We start from the raw sequence: 21,616 nt of genomic DNA on the forward strand, positions 1-21,616 counted from the left end.
ACAAACAATTCACAACGTTATAATACGTTATATATTGTTATATTTGATCATATAATATAATAACGTTTTGTAGATGTCAATATAGTTTTCAGAAATTTCAATCGACATTTTTTGCAACAGATTTACTTCTCTTGGACTGCTATATTTAAACACAGCTTTTTTTCGTTACACTGCGGAAATGATTATAATTGGAGTTTTACGGGAGACAGTATTTGTATTCTGCATTTTGGAGGAATATAAAACCAGGGGATGTGCAGCTTGAAAGAGTAAAACGGTTTTTAAGTTTTTCACATTCAATCTCATGGTTAGAAAATAGCAATCCGAGAGAAATCTGAATTATCCGATAATGGTATCCTTGAAGATAGAAGAACAACTTAAAATATACCAGAAAGGGGAAATGATGATGACAAAGAGTAAGATTGCCCTGCCGAAAATCGTTTCACGAGATGAGTGGCTCGCATCTAGCAAGAAGCTGCTCGCAAAGGAGAAGGAAGCCACCCGTGCGTTAGACAGGTTGGCCGCTGAGCGCCGCCGACAGCCGATGGTTGAGATTGACAAGGAGTATTTTTTCGATGGCGAGAATGGCAAGGCGAGTTTGCTCGATCTGTTCGACGGCCGCCGTCAGCTTATCGTGTACCACTTTATGTTCGATCCGAGCTGGGAGGAGGGCTGTGACGGCTGTTCGATGCTTGTCGACAGCATGGGCCACCTCGCTCATCTGCACATCCGCGACACCTCCTTGGTATTGGTGTCTCGTGCGCCTCAGGCAAAGATAAAGCCGTTCAAAGAGCGAATGGGCTGGAACGTGCCGTGGTTTTCCTCGTATGGCAGCGACTTCAACTACGACTTTGAAGCAACGACGGACACAGGCGAGCATCACGGCTTGAGTATCTTCCTCCGCGATGAAAGCCGCATCTTTCAAACCTACAACACAAAGAATCGCGGCGTCGACAGATTGAACGCCAACTTCAACTACCTCGACCTGACTCCGCTTGGCCGGCAGGAGGATTGGGAAGACTCACCTGAAGGGTGGCCGAAAACCCCGCGTTACGAATGGTGGCGCCATCATGATAAGTATAGCGATGACCCTGGAGATTCAGAATCCTGTTGCGGTTCGAGGGACGACTTATAATAATTTTGTGACTGGGATGGAAGGTTAATTATGGAAAACTCTTCTTAATTATAGTTTAATCCTTAAACATAATTTTTCTTGGTTCATAGAAAAGAAGAGGATGTTCGTCCATATATTGAACGAACCATCCTCTCCTTTTCTTCCCGGTTGGACATCATAACTGACCTATGATTCCCGGTTTTCCTTTTTCGACCCGGATTCGGGCACCATAACCGATTTATGATTCCCGGTTTCCCTTTTTCGCCCCGGTTTCGGGCATCATAACTGACTTATGATTCCCGGTTTTCTTTTCAAGTATGGACACATTTTATCGTATGAACTCTCTCTTAAAGAACCGCCCCGTTTTCTACTAAATATGATTGAAGCTTAGTAATGTCTATATCTTTTGGTGCAACACTCTCTATTATTGAAAGTGCTGCAGCTGTTCCGGCAGCTTGCCCGGTTGCCATTGCGCTTGGAGTAAGTCGTGTCGTCGCTAATGCCTCGTGTGTAGTGGAGATACATCTCCCTGCTACTAATAAATTTTCAATTTGTTTTGGTACAAGACTTCTGTATGGGATGCCATAGCTTCCATCTCCTTCGATGTCGTTCGCTTGCACACCTTTTCCTGTTGGATCATGGATGTCAATAGGGTAGCCGCTAAGTGCAATGGTATCCTCGAATTTCTTACCAGCAATAACATCGTCGATTGTAAGGGCATATTGCCCGTCAATTCGCCGTGTTTCCCGAATACCTATTTGCGTCCCAACAGCAGATATTGAAGCTTTTTCAAATCCGGGAATTTCCTTTTGCAGAAACTCCGCCATCATGAGAACTTGTTTTCTTCCTTCTTTTTCACCTTCTGATAAATCAAACACGTCTGTTCCATCTAAGCCTTGAACACGCGTGCAATTGATCAGAACCTCATCTTCCTCTGGCCCAGCAAAAAAGAGCACCTGATCTCGGTTTATCGGTACACCCGATTCATTCCATTCCTTATAAAAGCCTTGTACTCCTGTTAGTGGTAGTTCATCTAATTCATCAATCGGAGTCTTTTTGTAAAAGTTACTTGGATCAGCTTTCATAGCCTCTTTTACTTTTGTAAGATCCACGCCTCTCATCCGAAATTTCATCGTCATTGGCTGTGTTTTATGATCACTGTCTCTTCCTTTTAAACAAGGAGCACCGGAAAGGTAAGCGATATCAGCATCTCCGGTTGTATCGACAAAACGTTTTGCAGATACACTTATTGGGCCCGATTTAGTTGTTAGATTGATTGAGGTAATGATATGACTCTCGACTTCCACCTTATCTACAAAGCTATGAACGAGGACATCAACACCAGCTTCTTCTAGCATTTCTAAAGCTAATAATTTATATTTTTCAGGGTGATAAGGGGTAAGTGTATTCGTAAATCCTACAGTATCACGCAAATGCCCGGGAGAACCGCCAGCTTCCATTAACCGTTCGACAATTTCCTGTGCAATCCCCTTAATCACTTGTTTACCAGATTCCGTGTGAAACGTCATCCATGGGTAGACAAGGGCAACCGTAGACATTCCACCTAAAAAACCATATCTCTCAATCAGAAGCGTTCTTGCCCCTGCCCGTCCTGATGCAATCGCTGCATTGATCCCGGCAGGACCTCCTCCTGCTACCACGACATCAAATTCTAGTTCCTTTTTCAAAATCGACACATCCTTTCTAGAGATCAGAGGTGTAAGGTGGGAATAGATGAAATCAGCGAAAGAGCTGATTTCTTTTTTAAAAACCACCCTTTAACCTTTTAGTGCTTAATAATTCTGAATTTATGGCAATCGGTGGCTTGCCGATTGTTTCGATAAAAACCACCTTCCACCATTTAGTGCTTTTTAATTTAAACATTCCAATCTTATAAAATCATGGACCCAATTACTTTCCACCTGTCATTGTCACTCCCTCAATAAACTGCTTTTGGGCGAAGAAGAAGACAATTAACAATGGAACTGTGGCCATTACAGATGCACTCATTAACAGCTCCCACTTCGTTCCGACTTCATCCGTAAATAGAGCCAGTGCTAATGGTAAGGTCATCAGTTCTTTTGAATTAATGTAAATAAGTGGTTCGTAAAATTCATTCCAGCTTGTTAGGAACGTAAAAATTGTTAGTGTAGCGATTGCTGGTTTTGCCAGCGGCAGCATGATATTCCAATAAATTCGGAAATAAGAGCATCCATCCAATTTAGCTGCTTCCTCTAATTCTTTAGGTACCAACAGGAAAAATTGTCTCATGACAAAGACGCCAAACACTCCCGCCGGACCTAAAATAGGAATGGCTATTAACGGGATATGTGTATTGATTAGCCCTAGATCTCTCATAAATAAGAAGAGAGGGATCGTAATGACTTCTACAGGGATCATCATTGTGCTCAACAAGCATAGAAACAAGACTGAGCTTCCCCAAAATTGTAATTTTGCAAATGCGTAGCCTGCTAAGGAACCAAAAAAGATTGTTCCGATTGTTACTAGAATAGCAATATATAAGCTATTAAAATAGAAAAGGTGAAACGGAGTAGATTCCAACACATTTAAATAGTTTTCCCACCGAAATGGGTCAGGAATGAACTGAAAGGTAAAGATTTTTGTTGAATCCTTGAATGACGTATTCATCATCCATAAAAATGGTACGACCATAATAAGAGAAACGAGTGTTAATATTCCGTAAAATGAAATCTTCGTAAGGATTCCGTTTTTCTTTTTATTGTTCATGGAAGACCCACTTTCTTCTCGCACCCCATTGAATGAGTGTAAAGAATAAGATAATCACAAATAAAACAATGGCAATCGCTGAAGCATAACCGAAATCAAATAGCTTAAATGCATTTTCCCAAATATAATAGACTAACACCTTTGTGTGATTTCCAGGTCCGCCGTTTGTCATGACATAGATTTGCCCAAACACCTTCATCGATCCAATAACGGTTAAGATTAACGTTAAAAATAATGTAGGCGTGATCATCGGCAGTGTTACATGCCAGAATTGCCTTACTTTATTAGCTCCATCTAAATAGGAAGCTTCATAGAGATTTTTATCTACCTGCTGTAATGCCGCTAAGAACAGGACCATATTTAGTCCTACATTTTTTAAGGCACTTACAACGATAACAGCTCCCATCGCAAGATTTGGATCATATAACCAAGCAGGACCATCTATACCGAAGACACCGAGGATTTGGTTAATGAAACCTTCATCGGTACTAAACATGTACTTCCAGATGATCGACCACACAACAATCGAAGTCATGACTGGAATAAATATGGCTGTTCGGAAAAGACCGATACCAGGTAAATTACGCTGCAAGAGCAGCGCCAATAATAGGGCAAGAACAATATTGATCGGTACTAGGCCTCCTGAAAAGAGAAGCGTGTTTTTCAAGACGACTAAAAAGTCTGGATCATTTACTAAACGCTGATAATTTTCCGCCCCGATAAAACTCGGATCACCTAGTAGCTGCCAATCTGTCAAACTAATATATAACGAATAAATTAAAGGAAATAACATCACTAATAGGAAACCCAGCACCATCGGACTGACAAATAAATATCCGTAGAACGCTTCACTTCCTAAAAATTTGCGCCGCCTTTTGATACGTTTCAAAGACAGGACTCCAGTTGCTTCCACTTTTGATTCCAACTTATCCAGCCTCCCTTATAACGAGTCGATTGCATTTCTAAAAGATGCTATTGCTTTTTCTATCCTTTCTTCGGTATCTCCGATTACGATTGCCCCCAGCATAACGGCCTTTATGCCCGCTTTATGCAGCAAGGGAATATCAGAAGGCGCGAGCTTCCGTTGAGACGGAACTAGGACAGGAACGTCCACATTTTCCACGATTGATTGATAGGTAAGGACATCTTTGAATGAGAGCGGGGTTCCGTATTCCTCTCCGGGAATAATCGATGCCTCAATGCCTGAAGCTCCAAAATGCTTCACTTTTCCTAAGCCGGCTGCTGAATAATCGCTTGTTATGGCAAATGTTTTATCCATGTTGTCGAGCTCAAACATCCAGCTTAGCTTATGGTGTGCGTATATGGAATAAAAGTTAAAGCCCAGATCTATTAACTGCTCCATTTCTGTTCGTTTAATCTTTTCAATAGAGTCGCCCGGTACAATTCCGAGTGGTCCTCTGAACTCGCTCCTAATTGTGCGAAAAACCTCCTTATAGGCTTCAACTGGTTCAAATCGATTTCCTGATGCACGATGATCCACATTGACATGCATTTTGACAGCATCTACCCCAGAACGAATCGCTGCTTTGGCTAGCTCCACATTATTCTCAGGTAAGCTAACAAGCAGCGTCATTTTTTTCTCTTGTAACAAACTGCCTAGAGAAGTTGACAACCTTCATCACCCCTTGTAAAAGGTAAGCGGTTAATCCTGATAAAGGTTAACCGCAGCCTTTTCGTTATTTCATTAATGGATTAATCTTTTCTTCCATGCCTTTTAATATGTCGTCAGGTTCTTTCAGCTGTCCAAACAATTCATCAAAACCAAATTGGATCGCACTATCAATTTTTTGCCACTCAGAGTGACCTGCTTGTAGTCTTGCGTTATCCATTTCATCAATAACCGCTCTTTGAATGCTTTCTACCGGCGGATTATTTGGTTGATTGACAAATTCATCCGAGCTTAGGACTGACTCACGCGGCGGTACAAAGAATGTAGAGGTTGCTGTGATACCCTCTTGACTTGTAAAGAATTTAAGAAGCTCTTTTGCTTCCTCTGGATACTTTGAACCTTTAAATAAGCCATATCCCGCTTGTCCTAACATAGGGAATCTGCCTTCCGGACCTTCTGGAAGAGGGGCAATGTCCCAAGCAAAATCTTTTACTTCACGAGCACGTGAAACGTAGCTGTACACATCAAAGAACATCCCAATTTTTCCAGACTCGAAGCTAACCTGCTCTCCCGCTTTTGGGTGTGAGGTATCTTCAAACATCATTCGATCAAGCATCTTAATTGTCTCTTCACCTTCTGGGCTGTTCCATGTGAATTTCGTTTGCTCTTTATTAAATAGGTCTCCTCCATAACTCCATGTATGTGAAAGTAACGCAATCCATGTATTCCAGTCGCGAAAGAAGTTCGCCCCATAGACACCATCAGCTGAAACGGCCTTTGCAGACTTTTCAAATTGCTCCCAATTCCATGTTCCAGCTTCTACATGTTCATTTGGTGTTTTTTCTCCCGCATTCACAAACAAATCTTCGTTATAAAACATTACCATTGGAGGGGTAGAGAACGGAATTCCGTACAATTTATCCTCTTTCTCAAATAAATCCAATGTGGATGGGAAGAAATCATCCATGTTATATTCCTTATCCTCCTTGAAAGAAGAAACATCATCTAAGAGACCATTATCCATAAATTGAGGCACCATACGTTCCGCAACCCAGCCAACGTCCGGCAATTCCTTACCAGCAGCTAAAACTGTAATTTTCTGCTGATAATCTGGAAAAGGTACACTTTCCATTTTCACTTTAATATTTGGGTGCTTTTCTTCAAATTTTGCAATTAAATCGTTGTATACTTCCTGGTGAGGTTCATTCCCCCACATCATAAATGTCAACTCAACTTTTTCATCTTTTCCATTCGAGCCGCCTTCTGTCGTTCCACTTGTTTCAGCTCTGTTGCACGCCACTGAAAACGCTGTCAAAATTATAGCTAGAAAAATAATCCCCAGTTTTCTCTTCATTTGTAATACCTCCCTTTGTGTTCATTTTAAGAAAAAAATGCAGTTAAAAATATCCTCTAAAAAAGAGATATAGTTCGGTAATCATAGAATTTTATTTATGTTAAGAAAATTTACGGAATTGTACGGGAGTCATCCCTACCTCTTGTTTGAACACTGTCATAAAATGCTTTGGGCTTTTGTATCCTGATAGCTGTGCAACCTCATATACCTTTAACCTTGTATCTTTTAGTAATTTTTTCGCACGTTTAAGACGTTCTTCTGTGATGTATTCTGTAAAGGTTTGGTCAAGCTCTGACTTGAATAATTGTCCGACATACTGCGGGTTAAGATACACATATTCCGCAATATGCTTTAATGTAATTTCCTGTCCTAAATGATCATCTATATAGTGAAGAATCTTTTGAAACTGTTTTGAGGTTTCTATACTTTCTTCCTCATTTTCCTTAAATAACTTTGAAATGGCCTCTGATAATTCAACTCGGTTGATCGGTTTTAGAAGATAATCCGTTATACCATAACGCATAGCCGTTCTTGCATATTCAAAGTCACTATGCCCGCTTAAAATAAGAATTGGAACATCATTAGATACTTGTCTTACCTTTGAAATAAAGGTTAGTCCGTCCATGCCTCCCATTCGAATATCAGTAATAATTAAATGAGGCATACGCTGGTGAAAAAATGATAACCCTTCTTCTCCACTTTTTGCTTCCACGACTTGATACCTGCCAATTACTTGTTCTAGCAGCACCTTTAGTCCCTGTCTAATAATTGCTTCATCTTCAACGACTAATATTTCCTTCACTATCCTCTTCCCCCTTTTGCCTGATTGGCAATGTTAACGTAACTGAAAAACCCTTTTGTTCTTCGCTAACAATTTTAATTCCGTATTGTTTTCCATATAAAAGCTGAATCCGTTCATGAACATTTGATAATGCAATTCCATTGTGTTTTTCTGATGAAGGACTTGGTGCATTTTCTATACATCTCTCAATTTGACTCAGTTGTTTACTCGTGACCCCTTTGCCATTATCAATAATCGCAATATGCAGCTTTTCGCCCTCAACATAAGCCTTTATAAAAATGTGGCCCCCCGATTCAAAAATACCGTGAACAATCGCATTTTCGACCAGCGGCTGCAGCACCAGCTTTGGAATTAATGTTTTACGCAGAGATGGTCCTATGTTTTCGCTATACTGTAGTTTTTCTCCCATCCTTACCTGTTGAATGGAAACATATGAATGGATAAAGGCTAATTCCTCATCCAAGGTTACGATTTTTGCCGAATTATCAATCGTATAACGCATTAATCTGCCAAGCGATATGACCATATCAGAAACATCCAAATTACCTTTTGTTATTGCAAGCATATTAATCGATTCTAATGTGTTGTAGAGAAAATGCGGATTCATTTGACTTTGAAGCGCTCTGATCTCTGCTTCCTTTTCTCGTAAACTTGTTTTGTAAACCTCTGAAACGAGGCGGTCAATTTCATTAATCATATGGTTAAAGCCTTTGCCGAGCTGACCAATTTCATCATCTGAGTGAATGGAAACTCTTTGAGCTAAATTTCCTTTTTTAACATTATCCATGGCTTTTCTTAATGTGTGAATAGAGCCTACTAATGGCTTTGATAGAATGATTCCTAGTAAAAATGAGATTAAGATTCCTAATATAACAACGATAATGATCACTTTTCGTAAATGATTCACTTCACTAAATATACTTGACCTCGGCGTAAGTATAATGGTTTTTACCCCTGAATAAGTTGACTCATTGTAAACCATCATATAGTCCGTTCCATTAATTGGTATGTTCGTATAGTTGTTCACCTTGATCCCCTCTATTTCAGAAAGAAAAGAGTTCTCAATAATTTTGTCCTCCTTATTTGGGTAAATGAATTGGTTATGCTTGTCCAGAATAAAAATATGACTTTCCGTGTTTATATTACTGACGATTTCCTCGATTAAATCCTGTTTTAAATCGATTTTAATCATTCCAAGCGGCTCGTATGTCGCAGGATCTCTTATAAGTCTAGCAACAGAAAAAACAGCGACATCCTTGCTTAAATAATAATTTGGTTGATGAAGAGGAAGAAGCACCCACTCTCCATCTGCCTTCTTAATTTTCTTCACCCACTCATTATTCATCTCAAACACTTTAAGCATGACTGTATTCGAATCTAAATTACTAAAGATCGTCCCATCATTCGCCATCATATGAATTCCTTTTATCTCGTTTCTCATGTGTATCAAACTGGAAATATATCTCCACATCTGTATCCTTTCATTAGCCGGCGGAAACGAGGTTTTATCACTCGGCGTTCGATGTTCTTTTAAAATATTCAATATCTCCTGGTCATAAAGAGGTGACAATGAAATAATCTGCATCTCTTTGAAATACCGATTTAAATTTCGATTCATTTGATCCGCTAATTGAATTTGATACTCTTCTGTCCGTTCCTGGCTGGACTTTGCAAATTGATAATAAGTAATACCGCCAAGAATGGAAGCGGTTAAAAAAATAAGCAAAGAAAAAACGAGAATTAATTTAACCCGATACGGAAGGGAAAGCAAGGAATTTTTAAAATGCTGCTTGATCGCTTTTATCTTCATGGAGGTCCCCTTTTCCAAATGAAATGATAATATTTGGATTCTACATTTTTCGAGGAATTTCCTTTGGGGGTTTTTGGAATTGAGTAGGGGGACTATTTCAAAATGGAGATCATTAATAAAATCCGTAGTTGATACAATCTATTCCTACGGATTTTAAATTGTTTTATGATTTACAAAAAGGTATGTATCTTGGCTAAACAATCGTTCACAGTTTCTTCAGGAGCTTGTCCTCTTACTCGAAGATTACGAGTCTGCCAATCTATACTTTTCACTTGATCGGTTAAAATTACACCTTGAAAAGCCAAGCCTTTAGGGAGCTTGACTTCGTATCCCCATCCCCTAGTGGTGTTTGTAATCGGACATACGGCCGCAAACCCTGTTGCTCTATTAAATTCTTTTGGCGATAAAACGATTCCAGGTCGATTTCCTGCTTGTTCATGTCCTGATTGTGGATTGAAATTCACATAAACAAGATCGCCACGATCTGGTGCTGACATTAAATGGATTCATTCCCCTCTATTCCAAAATCAATTTCTGTATGACGATTTTCGGGTTTACATTGTGCTAAAAGTTCTTCTAATGAATATTTCTTTGGTTGTTTTTTAGGAGTTAATTTGATTGTTCCTTCATTCTCAACAACTCTCATTTCTATTTCAGAGCCTTGGTGAATCTCAACTCGTTCAGCAACTTCCTTAGGAATTCGTATTGCAAGACTATTTCCCCATTTTTGAATGGTTGTTGCCACCGTCATAATTTCCACCTCTTTTTTCTTATTCGTTTCTTTCCTTTCCATTATAACACTCTCCGATCCTTTTCGTATATACTCAGTATATACGAACTCTTGGAAAATGATACTGATAAAAAGACTATTTTAATGAGTTAATTTAACTTTTAATTGTATTGTATGGACTTTATATCTTCTTTTGCTTTATTTTTTAAAGGATTCTGATAGAAATAATAAAACCCTGATAGTCGAAACAATTCAGGGTTTTTGATTAATTAAAAGAATTGAAGTTTCCAAATTATAATTTAACACGATAACAATCCACTCAAGTATAATTAAATGCTAAAACTTCTTCTTCCTATAACATGTAGCCATAATGCCAATTATAGTTAATTTATAATTTTCACTAATTCCAATGTATTAGCAAAACTTAATTCCTCTTGTGCTAATTTTTCAATTTCTATCACTTATATTGTTAAGCCATTTTTCACATAAAATTATAGCAGTTCCTCCACCTCTATTATTGATTTTAATATTCATCTCCTATTCCTAATATTACTTCGATATTTATATGATTTTGAGAGAAATAATTAAACCTTAGTAGTTCATTATAAGAAATTAAGAGTATTTAACACTTCCTAGATACTCGAAAACATAATCTTTATTTCTAATCTCTTTTTTTCTACCTTGATAATCAAAATTGTAGAGTAATATAGCAGAGTTTGTTTTATCAGGAAGTACCGTTCTATTTTTTCCTCCAAAGAGCGGAATAACAATATCGTCGTATGAACATCCCTCAATTAAACACTCTAAATTTCCCACCGACTCACCGCGAAATACAGCCTCAATAAAGTCTTCGTCAAAGTCGCTTAATTCGATTTCAAAGTCCTTGAGGAATGGAGATGGAAGGGATTCACCATCATCTGTATAAACCAATTTCAAATAATCATTTAAATCTTCCTCGGTATTTATTTTACCTATCCATAATGAAACATTCCCTTGCTTTTCCATATTTATCACCCTTTACTATTAAATTTTTACACCGACTATAAATCTATGGTTAGTCACACAATAAACCCTAATAGAGATTTAGAAAAATAAGGGTAATTTATAATTTAGGAATATCAACAATTCTTCCTGGTGAATTTCTAATAAAAATCTCTGGAATATTAGGTTTACCTTTTTTTAATTTAAATATTTGAATATTAGTTAATTCAGGGTTAAATGAAATACTCTGTGACATAAATTCAGTATGTAACAATTTATTATATAGTTTATAAAGAAAGTCTTTCCATTCTTTAGAGGTAGATTTTGTAATATCCTCTGGATTTTCTATTAGGCGAAGGCCATCCGCATAATGGAACATTAATAATCCAGTGCCCAAATCACAATTCTCATTCTCTAGGATTATTTCAGGGACATCAAAACCACTGTTCCAATTATAATTTGCAGCAAAATAATGGAGGATTAAAGGGCTATCCAAGTTATTTAATTTGCTTATTAAATCATCTTTTTCAGTATTATAAAGCAACTCTTTAAGAAATTTAATCTCTTGAAAATCCATTGTACTCAACTCCCTTTAAAAATATCTATAGGCTAAAAACCTTCCAAGGTAGTATTAAAAAATATTTTTATTTTCTTTATTAATCTTGTTTTCTTATTTCTAACTATCACAAATTAACCTACAAATTTTCCACAAAGTTCCTTTATTCAATCGGTCCTATAACCTGAGTTATTAAGTAAATATGTTCGACAAATTTCACTTTTTTCAAATGATCGACTTTTTCTGTATTTCTTTTACCTTGTTCATCGCCACGAGCTTTGTTATTCTAGTTAGTTTATTGGCTTTGCAGTATCATAAGTACCCCTGCATGTGAAATGTCATATCGCCTAATTATCGTACTATCCATGCATTAAAACAAAATCCATGATAGTACAACCTTCATGAGTTATGAATTTCAAGAAAACAAAATTTATGTTCTCCTATAATTAAATTTCATAAAAAAAGCAAAAAGCACTTGTTGCCTAAAAGACAATCAAATGCTTTTTGTTAGCTATAGTAATTCTTTACTAATCCTATCTTTAAACCAACGAGCATGTTTTGTTTCGTAAGCTTTTTGCTTGTACCCTTGATAATACTTCATACATTTAAACTGTCATATCGCCTATTTCTCATTCTTTTCACCCTTAACTTGCTTTAGGTATATATTTTTTCTTTATTCCAGTGTGGAAAGATATTTTTCTAAATGCTTTTTTCCAGAATTGCTTTTAGGTGTAATGCCAAGATTCTTATACTTCCAAATAGTTTTTCTTTCATGAGGGTCTATATTTGAAAGATCTTCATAATTAAAATCAATATTAAACTTTCCTATCTTATCAAAAACCAAAGTAAAATTTGTCCAAGGCTCTTGACCATTATCTTTAAACTCTCTCCATAGTTCTTGAATAAAATCTACTAATCGATGCCATTTTTCTGAGTATTCAAGCTCACTTACTGTAAATAGTTCAGTTATCTCATGGCTGTATATGGGTTTATCACTACCTTCAGGGTAATAATAAAAGTAAGCAGTCTGAGATCCTTCAACAACCTCACCGTATAAATAAACCTTAGACCATTCTTCTGGAACAGTGTCTGCAACAACTTCTGCTATCTGTTGATATAATCTATCTAATTGTTCTTCATTCATCTAACTTTCCTCCCGGTACATTATCAAATCGTCTAATTTCCCATTCATCATCACCAATTTTATACTTAATATCAAAACTTACTGGACGTTGTGAGTCTCCCTTATAGTTTGGAGTTACCTTTACCTTCACTTCATCACCTTGTTTAAGTGCATCTGCCCATGTATTCTCAAGTTTCTTCCATTCACCTTTATTTAAATTTCCATTCATTGGAACAAGATTATCAAGATTTCCTGATCCTTTGAAAATACTTGCTATTAAATGACCACCGTCATCATCAGGTAATCTATCTTCTCTTCCCACTATCCTTTGCGCATGGTTGTTTCTTTTTGCATTACCCAAGTTAAGTTTCCCTTCACAACTTACTATCCGACCCTTGTCATCCGTTTTATAAACGTATCCTTCCTTACTTGAATATTGAATATTTGGTTTTAATACTTTTCTTCGACTTTCTCTTGTATAATGCTCACCGTATTGAACTGTAGTAATAACTCTTTCAGTGCCTCTACCACCTATTCTACCAGAAGAACCCCTCTGAAGCACGTCCCTAACCGACCTTGTCTCCACATTTAGAACTGGCAGAGGCATGCCTGGGCCGTTATTCGTCGCCATTTTTAAAACCTGCGCCTTCACCGGCACTTGGATATCACCAATTCTTCTGCCAATGTCTTTCAATGATTCTTGAGCTTTCGCTAATTTTTCTTTTATATACTTGTTGCTATATGGTGCTTTGGTAGGAGCAGGGACTTTGTTCCTCAGCAACCGATCTACTCCATACCCTGCCGCACCGACTCCCAGAATCGTAGTTGCGTTGATTAGGCTTTGCTTACGCTGTTCATCGGTTAACTCGTTTCCAAACATGTCTTTGCCTGTGATCGCTTCTGAGAAGCCGTTGGCGGAGACTAATCCGTAGATCCCCATTTCTGTTTTGTTTAGAATCGAGAGCGATTTGCTTGTTTTTAAGGCGTCGAGTGCATGCGTGGCGGCGTTGGCGCCTTTTACTGTTTTATAAATGGCACTTCCGCCTTTGAGTGCCCGGCCTGCCCAGCCGACGATGGGGATGAAGCCGGCTGCTGCCATGGCCCCTGCTGCTACCCTTTCAGCGTCTGATAGCTTTCTTCCTGTTACAGGGTCGACGCCTGTTGCCGCTCTTTTGGCGTCATAGTAGCCTGTGACTTCTCCGGTGAAGGTGGAGACGGTGTCCCATGCCTTTTCGTACCAGGGACGGTTTTCCATTTCTTCGATTTGCTTTTGAACTTCTCTTGCTTCTTCCTGATCTTTCTTGTAGTTTAAATAGTCAATGGTTTGTTTTTCCGCTTCCCCTTTGAGCTGGTAGACTTCACTGTTATGATAGGCGTTCGCATTAAAGTATAAGGGAGAGATCTCATTTCCCTGTCTTGTCGCCTTCATTAATGAAGCGAATAATCCGTAAACATAATTTTCTTCGCTTTCGGACATCGCATACTCGTTTTTCAAATCTTCATCCAGCTTATTGACCTTCTGAACCGTTTCTGAGCGCTCTTTTTCCGCTTTTTCGATCTGGGTGTCAAACGATTCTCTTGAAAACATGTTCAGAGAGACTAAGTCACTGACGTCATTAAAAATCTTTTGCAGAGCGTCCTGCTGCTCAGAGACTATGTCTTTGGACAATTTATTGGCTCGCTCCAAATTTTCCTCAAGGAAAGGGAGCTGCACGACCGTGTCTCCCGCTAAATCAACGTCCTCCGTCATGCCTGAAATCCCTTCAAAGAAGGCCATGTTGCGATCAATCAAGCGGTGCCATGCCTCGACAACATCAATATGACCCTGATAAAAGCCTTTGATCGCCTCTGCGCCTTTTCCTTTGAATTCCTCGTTATCTACTATACTTTTAAACGCTTTTTTTAATTGTTCCAGCTGTTCCTTTAAATCCTTATATTGCTTGGCTCGTTCTTCCATGGCAGACGTCAAAGTCTTCGCTTCATATACCTTCATTTCCACCTGGCCTTTCTTTATTTTTGGCTCTTTTCGTAAAGATAGTCACTTGAGTTTTAATAGAGATGTTAAACTAAGCTGTGGTCCGACTGTTTTAAGTCTCACTTCCCATCTCAAAAGACTCGTAATCCTGAGATTTTGGCGAAAACAGCCTGCTTTTTTTATCAACTTCCATATTTTCCATTATAAGGTGTTATGACTAACAGCTGAATAGGGCGATTGACACAGTACCTGGTACCAAAGGTACGTGGTACCGCGATAAAAGTAAAAAAGAAGCACTAAGCATTTCTGCTCAGTGCTTCTTTTTTTGCTATTTAATTTTATAATTGGCTTCACCATTTGTTTCCATTCTAGTTACAGGCGTAAACTTTTTTAATTTGCACGACTAGGTCATCTAACATTTCTTTTGTTGTGACGTCTTTCGATTGTTCGCCTTTAGTTTTGGCTTCCTTAAGGATTTGCAAGAACGCTTCTTGTACTAATTTTGATTGATTCATCTTACAAAATTCCCTTTCATTTGACATTTTTATACAAGGATGAAATCATTATACTGCTAGTTTGCTAGAAATGCAACGGACATTCATACCATTCGTGCCACTTTTTATTTTATGTCTGATGAGCACAAGATGGCATCCGCCCCCCGAAATGTATCCTCTAGAATTTGCCCACTCTCTATACGCCTTCCTCTTTGACCACCTTTTACGTTATAATTAAGGAATTGGAACTTTGAACGTTGGAAAGGAGCGGCCGCAATGTCCGAGATGTTACCTTCTAAAGAACAGGTGCTTCATGCAAGTGATCAGATGATGAACCTCCTCTCGCCTTCTAATGAACAAGATCGGAATTTAATCAAAAAGGGACTGATCCTTTATCGCCAAGGCAGTGTTTCACAGGTTCGATCTCAAGATGATTTAGTCAAAGCACGGGTTCAGGACGTAAGTCCAGTGAATGTTGAGCTTGATCTAAATTTTGTCTCAATGAGCACATGCACTTGCCCGGCAGATGAGCTTTGCCGTCACATTACCGCTGTATTTCTATATGTATATGCTCATAAGGAGAGGTTGGGAACATTTGTGGATCAATGGAAATCTGCTCCAAAACCAGATCAAGTCATAAAAACATTTAGTCCGCAAAAGCAAGCAAATTCACATAAAAAAGACGAGCCTAAACAGGAGTCTATTGCCTCTTGGTATGAATTTTTCGAGCGGGAATTTCAAAGCTGGCAAGCAAATACCGGCTACTCGTCCGTTCAGCTTGCTCAAAGTTTACACCATACATTTTATGCGGGAATAAAGCGAAAAACACCTATGAAACCAGAAGTTAAGCGGCTTTATCTCATTCATGCTGCAAACGCGGCAATTGAAAAATTGCTCCTTCTAATAGAACAGACGAACCCAAACGAATATTTGTTACAGCAAATTTATTTTCCTTATATGGATCAGCTTCAGGATGATTTGTACTATGAGCTCCAAGAATTGAAACGGTATGCGCTTCCCTTTTCTATGGACCCATTATTAGAAGACAGTCCTGAAAAATTTCATGGTCTTTTGATTGGGGGCAAAGCCTTTCAATATGACCGGATATCGATTTATCGGATGATTTGGTCCTCCTTATTCCGTAAGGAGAAGTGGATTGATCAGGAGAGAGAATGGCTTGAGAAGCGAAAACAGCATGAAATGAACCAAGACAATAAGTTTTTGGCCGAATGTGAAGTCGCGTTGATGCATTTACATTTTCTTCAGAAAAAAGATGACCTTGTCATCGAAAGATCCTTGAAGCTTACTGAAGCTTTATTTCCGTTCACATTAAATTGGATCGAAGAGCTTGCTGATAAAAAAGAATGGAACCGATTGAACACATGGCTGAGCTATATTGAGAAGGCGGCCCCTGCGTACTTAGAGAACGACCTTCCATTTGATGAAAAAAGAATGCCTGTTCGGTTTTTATTACGAGTCCTGACAAATTATTGCCAGGAAACCAAAAAGGAAGAGCAATTTGAACGGTATTGTGAAATGCTGCTTCCTTACAGCTATGCAGAATTCCAAACGTTTCTGTTTGTCCAAGGCAGGTATGAGAAATGGTTAGAGCTGCAATCTCTGATTGGTTTTGGGGTCTATGAACTGGACCGTGATTATCTAAAGGAAATTGAGAAACAGGCACCAAAAACACTGCTTCCCTTCTATCACGAGGCAGTTCGGGATGAGATCGAGCAAAAATCCCGCCAGCATTATAAACTTGCCGTCCGTTATTTGAAAAAGCTCAGAACCCTTTATAAGAAGATGAAAAAAGAAGATGTGTGGGAACACTATTTAATGAAATTAATGGAAGAGCACAAGCGTTTGCGGGCTTTTCATGAGGAGCTAAAGAAAGGAAAGTTGGTTCATGATTGAATCGAAAACGATTTTACTGCATTCTGAACAGCTGGATGATCATTATTTTTACGTGTGGGCAACAGATGAAGACGGAGCATTTCTTGGCCTTGAGGAGGTCAAAAAGCTGTTGTTCACATGGCATGAGTCCTCTTATTATGGGACATTTCTTGAAGATGTGAGCTTTATCGGGACACCTGCCTTTCTTCTTTCTCCTTGGATGATGGCGGAGCTGCTTGGCAAAAACACGTTTAATTCATTAGCAAAGGTTGGGTTTAGTGAAGAGACGGAAGCACTGCTTGAACCTGCTTCGACAATTTATGAATACATAGCTGACGGCGATTTTATGCCTGATTTCAATGCATTCAAACATGGCAGGTTTGGATGGCGCGATTATGAACATACATTAGAAGGCTATACAGGTGATTGGTTTTCCCTGGCAGTATCTGATTTTATTGATAAAGATGGCCAGCTTAAGGTTGTTTGGCATGAGATCAAGCAGAAATACCCTGCCATCCAGCATGTAGAGGGGCACTTTTTAGATGAGGAGGATTTTTTAGAGAAAATCGGCTGGATCTCAGATGAGACCCCTTTTACAATTGGACTTCGCTTAAATGAGCCCGACCTTGACGGGGATGATTGGCGGCTAGAATTGTTTCTTCGCGGCAAGAAAAATGAAGAAGAGTGGATGGTCTTTAGAGGAAAAGCCAGTCTTCCTTCCAGGTGGAAACGGTTTTTCCCAAGGATTGAGCGGGAACAAGTGCGATTTAGGGAAGTTATTCCTTGGTTAAGCTTCGAGTCTGGAACAACGTTTATCACAGAGGATGAGGCGTGGCTCTTTTTAACCGATGCGAGTGAAACACTCGTCAACATGGGGGTTGAGATTCTGCTTCCTTCCTGGTGGAATGTGGTGAAGGAGTCGAACATGCTTCTGAAGGCACAGGTTTCCTCTACTCCACGAGGTCAGTCATTTGTTGGGATGAATTCCCTTATTGATTTCAACTGGAAGCTTTCGACAAATGGGGTAGAGCTTTCTGAGGAAGAGTTTTTGCAGATGGTCAATGATAAGCGAAGGCTTGTGAACTTTAGAGGGCAATGGATAAAGCTCGATCCTGCTTTTATTCGCCAAGTCCAAGCTTTGTTAAAAAAGGCCGAAAAGGAAGGTCTTCATTTTTCTGATATTTTGCAGCAGGAATTATCTGCTCAAGATCTTGACGAGGATGTCGATAGTAAGGATCCTCGCTTGTTTGCCAATATTGAAATTGAATTAAACCAGCAAATGAAAGGACTTTTGAATCAGCTTAGGGAAACAACAGATATTCCTGAGGTAACTGTCCCCCAGACGTTTTTAGGAGAGCTGCGTCCATATCAGCAGCAGGGTGTCAACTGGCTTTCTTTTCTGCGGAATTACGGCTTTGGGGCGTGTCTCGCCGATGATATGGGACTTGGAAAAACGATTCAAATGATTGCTTATTTTACGGCAGTCAAGTCACAGGAACAGCCGGAGCGGCCGGCATTGATTATTGCTCCTACTTCTGTTCTCGGCAACTGGCAGAAGGAAGTGGAAAGGTTTAATCCTGATCTAAACGTCCATCTGCATTATGGGCCGAACCGGGCAAAAGGGGAACTTTTTCTGGGATCTGTAAAGGGAGCCGATATTGTTCTGACGTCTTACGGCCTGTCTCACGCTGACTATGAAGAGCTTTCTCAAGTAACGTGGAGCACGGTTTGCTTAGATGAGGCCCAGAATATAAAGAATGCGCAAACAAAACAATCGCGGGCAATTCGGAAACTGAAGGGCAAGCATCACATTGCGCTGACCGGGACTCCGATGGAAAACAGACTAACAGAACTATGGTCGATTTTCGACTTCTTGAATCATGGCTATTTAGGCAGCTTGCATGCATTTCATAAAAAGTTTGTCCTGCCGATTGAAAAGGACCAAAAGGCGGACGTCATTCAAAATCTGCAGCAGCTTATTAAACCGTTTTTATTACGGCGGACAAAACGGGATGAACAAGTGGCATTGAATCTGCCTGACAAGCAGGAGCAGAAGGAATATATCCCGCTTACGGTGGAGCAGGCCTCCTTGTATGAGCAGCTGGTAAAGGACACATTTTCTGAAGTCGCTCAGCTTGCGGGAATGCAGCGAAAAGCATTAATTTTGAAAATGCTCGGGAAATTAAAGCAAATATGCAACCACCCTGCCTTGTATTTGAAGGAAAATGTCCCAGCGCAAGTTGATACCCGCTCACATAAAATGGAGAAGCTGCTTGAGCTTGTGACCGCCATTCGCGAACATAAGGAAAGCTGTTTAATTTTCACCCAGTATATTGGCATGGGTGAGATGATTGGGGACTTGCTCGAGAAGGTGTTAGATGAAAAAGTGCTGTTCCTTAATGGCAGCTTATCTAAGGTGGAGCGGGACCGGATGGTGGAAGGGTTTCAAAATAGAGACTATCCTATTTTAATTCTGTCCTTGAAGGCTGGCGGAACGGGCCTTAATTTAACGGCGGCGAACCATGTCGTCCACTATGACCGCTGGTGGAACCCTGCGGTTGAAAACCAAGCAACCGACCGCGCTTACCGAATTGGGCAGGATCGCTTCGTCCATGTCCATAAGCTGATCACAACCGGAACCATCGAAGAAAAAATCGACGACATGCTCGAAAAAAAACAAACTTTAAACGATCAAATTATAACTAGTGAAAACTGGATCACCGAGCTAACCACCAACGAGCTGGAAGAACTATTTACGCTAAGGTAATTTAGCAGAATTGGCGGGGTTAACGGTACCAGGTACCTTTGGTACCTGGTACCATTAGAAGATTTTTGATAAGGAGAAGTGCTCATGGTTGAAAAAAAGGAAGAGAAAAAGCCGCCTGTTGCAAAAGTTTTTGATAGAAACACACCGAAGTCGAAGGAGTGGGAGAAGCTCTATCGGCTTGTGCAGGAGAAGGTCACTAGATAACGGTATGTGGAAGGCTTCGCGCGTAGGCGAAGCCTTTTTGTTGTGTGCTTTTATAAGGAAATGCAGCGATAATTAAATAGTTGCATCGTCGGCATATTTGCACCGTTAAAAAAATATTTGGACCCTCGCCAGATTATTTGCACCGTTATCGAAATAATTGTACGCTCGTCAGGTGAACACGACTTATTGTTAAATTTCTTTTACCAGCATTTCTTGCCTCTTCTTATTGCTTAGCCGACAAACCGTTTCACAATTCGTTCCGCGTGGGCTAAGTAGCTTGTTCCAAATTTATTCAGGTGCATATATACATAAAATAACTGGTAAAGCGGCCAAATCTCCTGATCAAGCTTCTCGCCTGAGGCAGTTTCATATGCCTCGTAGAAGGTATCTGAAAAGCCGCCGAAAAGGGCTGTCATCGCTAAATCCATCTGGCGGTCGCCGTAAAGGATGGCCGGGTCAATTAGGACGGGACGGCCAAGTTTATCTGTCATCTTGTTTCCGCCCCAAAGGTCCCCATGGAGGAGCGAGGAGCCAGGTTGATCGGGTAGCCAGCTGTTAAGCTTATCAGCCAGCAGGAAATGGTGTTTTGCCTGCTTGTCATCAAGATAACCATTGCTTTGAGCCAGCCTGATTTGAGTGAGCAGGCGCTTTTCTCTGAAATAATCGACCCAGCTAACGTACTCTCCATTTTCCTGTTTGAACGTGCCAATATAATTATCATAGGAAAGACCGTAAAACGATTTAGTAACATTATGTAAACTAGCAAGCTGTTCTCCCAGCATTTTATCAGACTTCCTTCCAGGACTGCTTTCAATGTAAGAAAGCACGAGAAACCGCTCTTGGTCCTCTTCCCTGTTATAGGCAAGTACTTCAGGAACGTGGACAACACCTGAATTTCTCAATTCCTCCAATCCACGTGCCTCCTTTTCAAAAAAATCAGCCGGGACGCCTGTATTCACTTTAACAAAAAGCCTGTCCTTATCAGTTTCAACGACAAATGCATCGTTTATATCACCGCCGCTTACAGCGTTCATCTCCCTAATTTCGACGCCGGCAACAACTGTTTGGGCTGCTTTTCTAATTGTTTGCTGTATATCCATTATGCTTCTTCCTCCTTCATTTTGTCTGTTATCCAAATTTATACCATAAAAATAGAGTTATAAAACATAATGAAAATACTGAATTTTTTTGTCAATTTTTCATGATAACAAAGAAGGAAATTATATTGGGTCACCTAGCAAATTTCCTTCTAAAATCATTTCATCTATTAAATAACCATTTTATCATTGGTAATGAAGGGTTTCCCTTGGAGTTTGAGAATCCCCAATGAGATGCAATAACACATTCATTTGTTCTTTAAAAAGAACATTTTGCCCCAGAAAAACCCAGCCAACCTTCGACTGGTAAAGAGAGGGACTTGAGAGGGTACCATTGATTT

General features: G+C 39.6%; 18 protein-coding genes and 1 pseudogene. 3 read left to right on the forward strand and 16 right to left on the reverse strand.

Translation table 11 applies throughout. The features are described 5' to 3' along the window. The first annotated feature begins 403 nt into the window (after window positions 1-403). Window positions 404-1,132, forward strand: a complete 729-nt coding sequence (locus IC621_RS20670; RefSeq protein ID WP_224752692.1) for a DUF899 domain-containing protein — start codon at window positions 404-406, stop codon at window positions 1,130-1,132. A 326-nt stretch (window positions 1,133-1,458) separates the two neighbouring features. Here IC621_RS20670 and IC621_RS20675 read toward each other — a convergent pair whose 3' ends face one another. The 15 genes and pseudogenes from IC621_RS20675 to IC621_RS20740 all read right to left on the reverse strand — a co-directional run bounded on the left by IC621_RS20675 (window position 1,459) and on the right by IC621_RS20740 (window position 15,335). Next, complete coding sequence (locus IC621_RS20675; protein WP_191160991.1) at window positions 1,459-2,799, reverse strand: FAD-dependent oxidoreductase; 1,341 nt, start codon at window positions 2,797-2,799, stop codon at window positions 1,459-1,461. Window positions 2,800-3,022: 223 nt separating this feature from the next. Beyond that, window positions 3,023-3,859, reverse strand: coding sequence for a carbohydrate ABC transporter permease (locus IC621_RS20680; RefSeq protein WP_191160993.1), 837 nt, complete (start codon window positions 3,857-3,859; stop codon window positions 3,023-3,025). Continuing rightward, window positions 3,849-4,784 (reverse strand): carbohydrate ABC transporter permease, encoded by a 936-nt coding sequence (locus IC621_RS20685; RefSeq protein ID WP_396653090.1) that lies wholly within the window; start codon window positions 4,782-4,784, stop codon window positions 3,849-3,851. The genes IC621_RS20680 and IC621_RS20685 overlap by 11 nt, the downstream gene beginning before the upstream one ends. A gap of 15 nt (window positions 4,785-4,799) precedes the next feature. Further along, window positions 4,800-5,492 (reverse strand): hypothetical protein, encoded by a 693-nt coding sequence (locus IC621_RS20690; protein ID WP_224752693.1) that lies wholly within the window; start codon window positions 5,490-5,492, stop codon window positions 4,800-4,802. 64 nt (window positions 5,493-5,556) lie between these two features. Further along, the gene (locus IC621_RS20695) at window positions 5,557-6,843 is read right to left on the reverse strand and encodes an ABC transporter substrate-binding protein (protein ID WP_191160995.1); all 1,287 of its coding nucleotides are present in this window, start codon (window positions 6,841-6,843) and stop codon (window positions 5,557-5,559) included. A gap of 100 nt (window positions 6,844-6,943) precedes the next feature. Further along, window positions 6,944-7,645, reverse strand: a complete 702-nt coding sequence (locus IC621_RS20700) for a response regulator transcription factor (RefSeq protein ID WP_191160997.1) — start codon at window positions 7,643-7,645, stop codon at window positions 6,944-6,946. Then, on the reverse strand, window positions 7,623-9,455 hold the full coding sequence (locus IC621_RS20705; RefSeq protein WP_191160999.1) for a sensor histidine kinase: 1,833 nt from the start codon (window positions 9,453-9,455) through the stop codon (window positions 7,623-7,625). The genes IC621_RS20700 and IC621_RS20705 overlap by 23 nt, the downstream gene beginning before the upstream one ends. A 170-nt stretch (window positions 9,456-9,625) precedes the next feature. Then, complete coding sequence (locus IC621_RS20710; protein ID WP_191161001.1) at window positions 9,626-9,952, reverse strand: type II toxin-antitoxin system PemK/MazF family toxin; 327 nt, start codon at window positions 9,950-9,952, stop codon at window positions 9,626-9,628. Continuing rightward, window positions 9,952-10,248 carry an AbrB/MazE/SpoVT family DNA-binding domain-containing protein gene (locus IC621_RS20715; RefSeq protein WP_191161003.1) on the reverse strand — a complete coding sequence of 99 codons (297 nt, stop codon included), beginning with the start codon at window positions 10,246-10,248 and terminating at the stop codon, window positions 9,952-9,954. The genes IC621_RS20710 and IC621_RS20715 overlap by 1 nt, the downstream gene beginning before the upstream one ends. A gap of 549 nt (window positions 10,249-10,797) precedes the next feature. Further along, the gene (locus IC621_RS20720; RefSeq protein WP_191161005.1) at window positions 10,798-11,190 is read right to left on the reverse strand and encodes an immunity 22 family protein; all 393 of its coding nucleotides are present in this window, start codon (window positions 11,188-11,190) and stop codon (window positions 10,798-10,800) included. 97 nt (window positions 11,191-11,287) lie between these two features. Further along, on the reverse strand, window positions 11,288-11,743 hold the full coding sequence (locus tag IC621_RS20725) for a DUF4274 domain-containing protein (RefSeq protein WP_191161007.1): 456 nt from the start codon (window positions 11,741-11,743) through the stop codon (window positions 11,288-11,290). A gap of 142 nt (window positions 11,744-11,885) precedes the next feature. Beyond that, a pseudogene (locus IC621_RS27365) lies at window positions 11,886-11,981 on the reverse strand (T6SS immunity protein Tdi1 domain-containing protein); the annotation flags it as partial. Window positions 11,982-12,395: 414 nt separating this feature from the next. After that, window positions 12,396-12,866 (reverse strand): antitoxin YezG family protein, encoded by a 471-nt coding sequence (locus tag IC621_RS20730; RefSeq protein ID WP_191161009.1) that lies wholly within the window; start codon window positions 12,864-12,866, stop codon window positions 12,396-12,398. Then, a complete protein-coding gene (locus IC621_RS20735) occupies window positions 12,859-14,838 on the reverse strand; it encodes a T7SS effector LXG polymorphic toxin (RefSeq protein ID WP_191161011.1) in 1,980 nt (659 codons plus the stop codon). The genes IC621_RS20730 and IC621_RS20735 overlap by 8 nt, the downstream gene beginning before the upstream one ends. Window positions 14,839-15,188: 350 nt before the next feature. After that, window positions 15,189-15,335 (reverse strand): hypothetical protein, encoded by a 147-nt coding sequence (locus IC621_RS20740; RefSeq protein WP_191161013.1) that lies wholly within the window; start codon window positions 15,333-15,335, stop codon window positions 15,189-15,191. A 255-nt stretch (window positions 15,336-15,590) separates the two neighbouring features. Here IC621_RS20740 and IC621_RS20745 point away from each other — a divergent pair, with 255 nt between their 5' ends. Continuing rightward, entirely contained in the window at window positions 15,591-17,228 is a 1,638-nt protein-coding gene (locus tag IC621_RS20745) for an SWIM zinc finger family protein (RefSeq protein WP_191161016.1), read from the forward strand. Further along, window positions 17,221-19,974 carry a DEAD/DEAH box helicase gene (locus IC621_RS20750; protein ID WP_191161018.1) on the forward strand — a complete coding sequence of 918 codons (2,754 nt, stop codon included), beginning with the start codon at window positions 17,221-17,223 and terminating at the stop codon, window positions 19,972-19,974. The genes IC621_RS20745 and IC621_RS20750 overlap by 8 nt, the downstream gene beginning before the upstream one ends. A 434-nt stretch (window positions 19,975-20,408) precedes the next feature. Here IC621_RS20750 and IC621_RS20755 read toward each other — a convergent pair whose 3' ends face one another. Further along, window positions 20,409-21,278 (reverse strand): fructosamine kinase family protein, encoded by an 870-nt coding sequence (locus tag IC621_RS20755; RefSeq protein WP_191161020.1) that lies wholly within the window; start codon window positions 21,276-21,278, stop codon window positions 20,409-20,411. Window positions 21,279-21,616 lie beyond the last annotated feature (338 nt).

Source organism: Metabacillus arenae (genome assembly GCF_014773385.1).
Lineage (GTDB): Bacteria > Bacillota > Bacilli > Bacillales > Bacillaceae > Metabacillus_D > Metabacillus_D arenae.

What these genes read in the sequence shown, in the direction of transcription:
- IC621_RS20670 (WP_224752692.1), top strand. Translation starts at nt 404, where the DNA reads ATGACAAAGAGTAAGATTGCCCTGCCGAAAATCGTTTCACGAGATGAG.
- IC621_RS20680 (WP_191160993.1), bottom strand. Translation starts at nt 3,859, where the DNA reads ATGAACAATAAAAAGAAAAACGGAATCCTTACGAAGATTTCATTTTAC.
- IC621_RS20695 (WP_191160995.1), bottom strand. Translation starts at nt 6,843, where the DNA reads ATGAAGAGAAAACTGGGGATTATTTTTCTAGCTATAATTTTGACAGCG.
- IC621_RS20705 (WP_191160999.1), bottom strand. Translation starts at nt 9,455, where the DNA reads ATGAAGATAAAAGCGATCAAGCAGCATTTTAAAAATTCCTTGCTTTCC.
- IC621_RS20710 (WP_191161001.1), bottom strand. Translation starts at nt 9,952, where the DNA reads ATGTCAGCACCAGATCGTGGCGATCTTGTTTATGTGAATTTCAATCCA.
- IC621_RS20715 (WP_191161003.1), bottom strand. Translation starts at nt 10,248, where the DNA reads ATGGAAAGGAAAGAAACGAATAAGAAAAAAGAGGTGGAAATTATGACG.
- IC621_RS20720 (WP_191161005.1), bottom strand. Translation starts at nt 11,190, where the DNA reads ATGGAAAAGCAAGGGAATGTTTCATTATGGATAGGTAAAATAAATACC.
- IC621_RS20725 (WP_191161007.1), bottom strand. Translation starts at nt 11,743, where the DNA reads ATGGATTTTCAAGAGATTAAATTTCTTAAAGAGTTGCTTTATAATACT.
- IC621_RS20730 (WP_191161009.1), bottom strand. Translation starts at nt 12,866, where the DNA reads ATGAATGAAGAACAATTAGATAGATTATATCAACAGATAGCAGAAGTT.
- IC621_RS20735 (WP_191161011.1), bottom strand. Translation starts at nt 14,838, where the DNA reads ATGAAGGTATATGAAGCGAAGACTTTGACGTCTGCCATGGAAGAACGA.
- IC621_RS20740 (WP_191161013.1), bottom strand. Translation starts at nt 15,335, where the DNA reads ATGAATCAATCAAAATTAGTACAAGAAGCGTTCTTGCAAATCCTTAAG.
- IC621_RS20745 (WP_191161016.1), top strand. Translation starts at nt 15,591, where the DNA reads ATGTCCGAGATGTTACCTTCTAAAGAACAGGTGCTTCATGCAAGTGAT.
- IC621_RS20750 (WP_191161018.1), top strand. Translation starts at nt 17,221, where the DNA reads ATGATTGAATCGAAAACGATTTTACTGCATTCTGAACAGCTGGATGAT.
- IC621_RS20755 (WP_191161020.1), bottom strand. Translation starts at nt 21,278, where the DNA reads ATGGATATACAGCAAACAATTAGAAAAGCAGCCCAAACAGTTGTTGCC.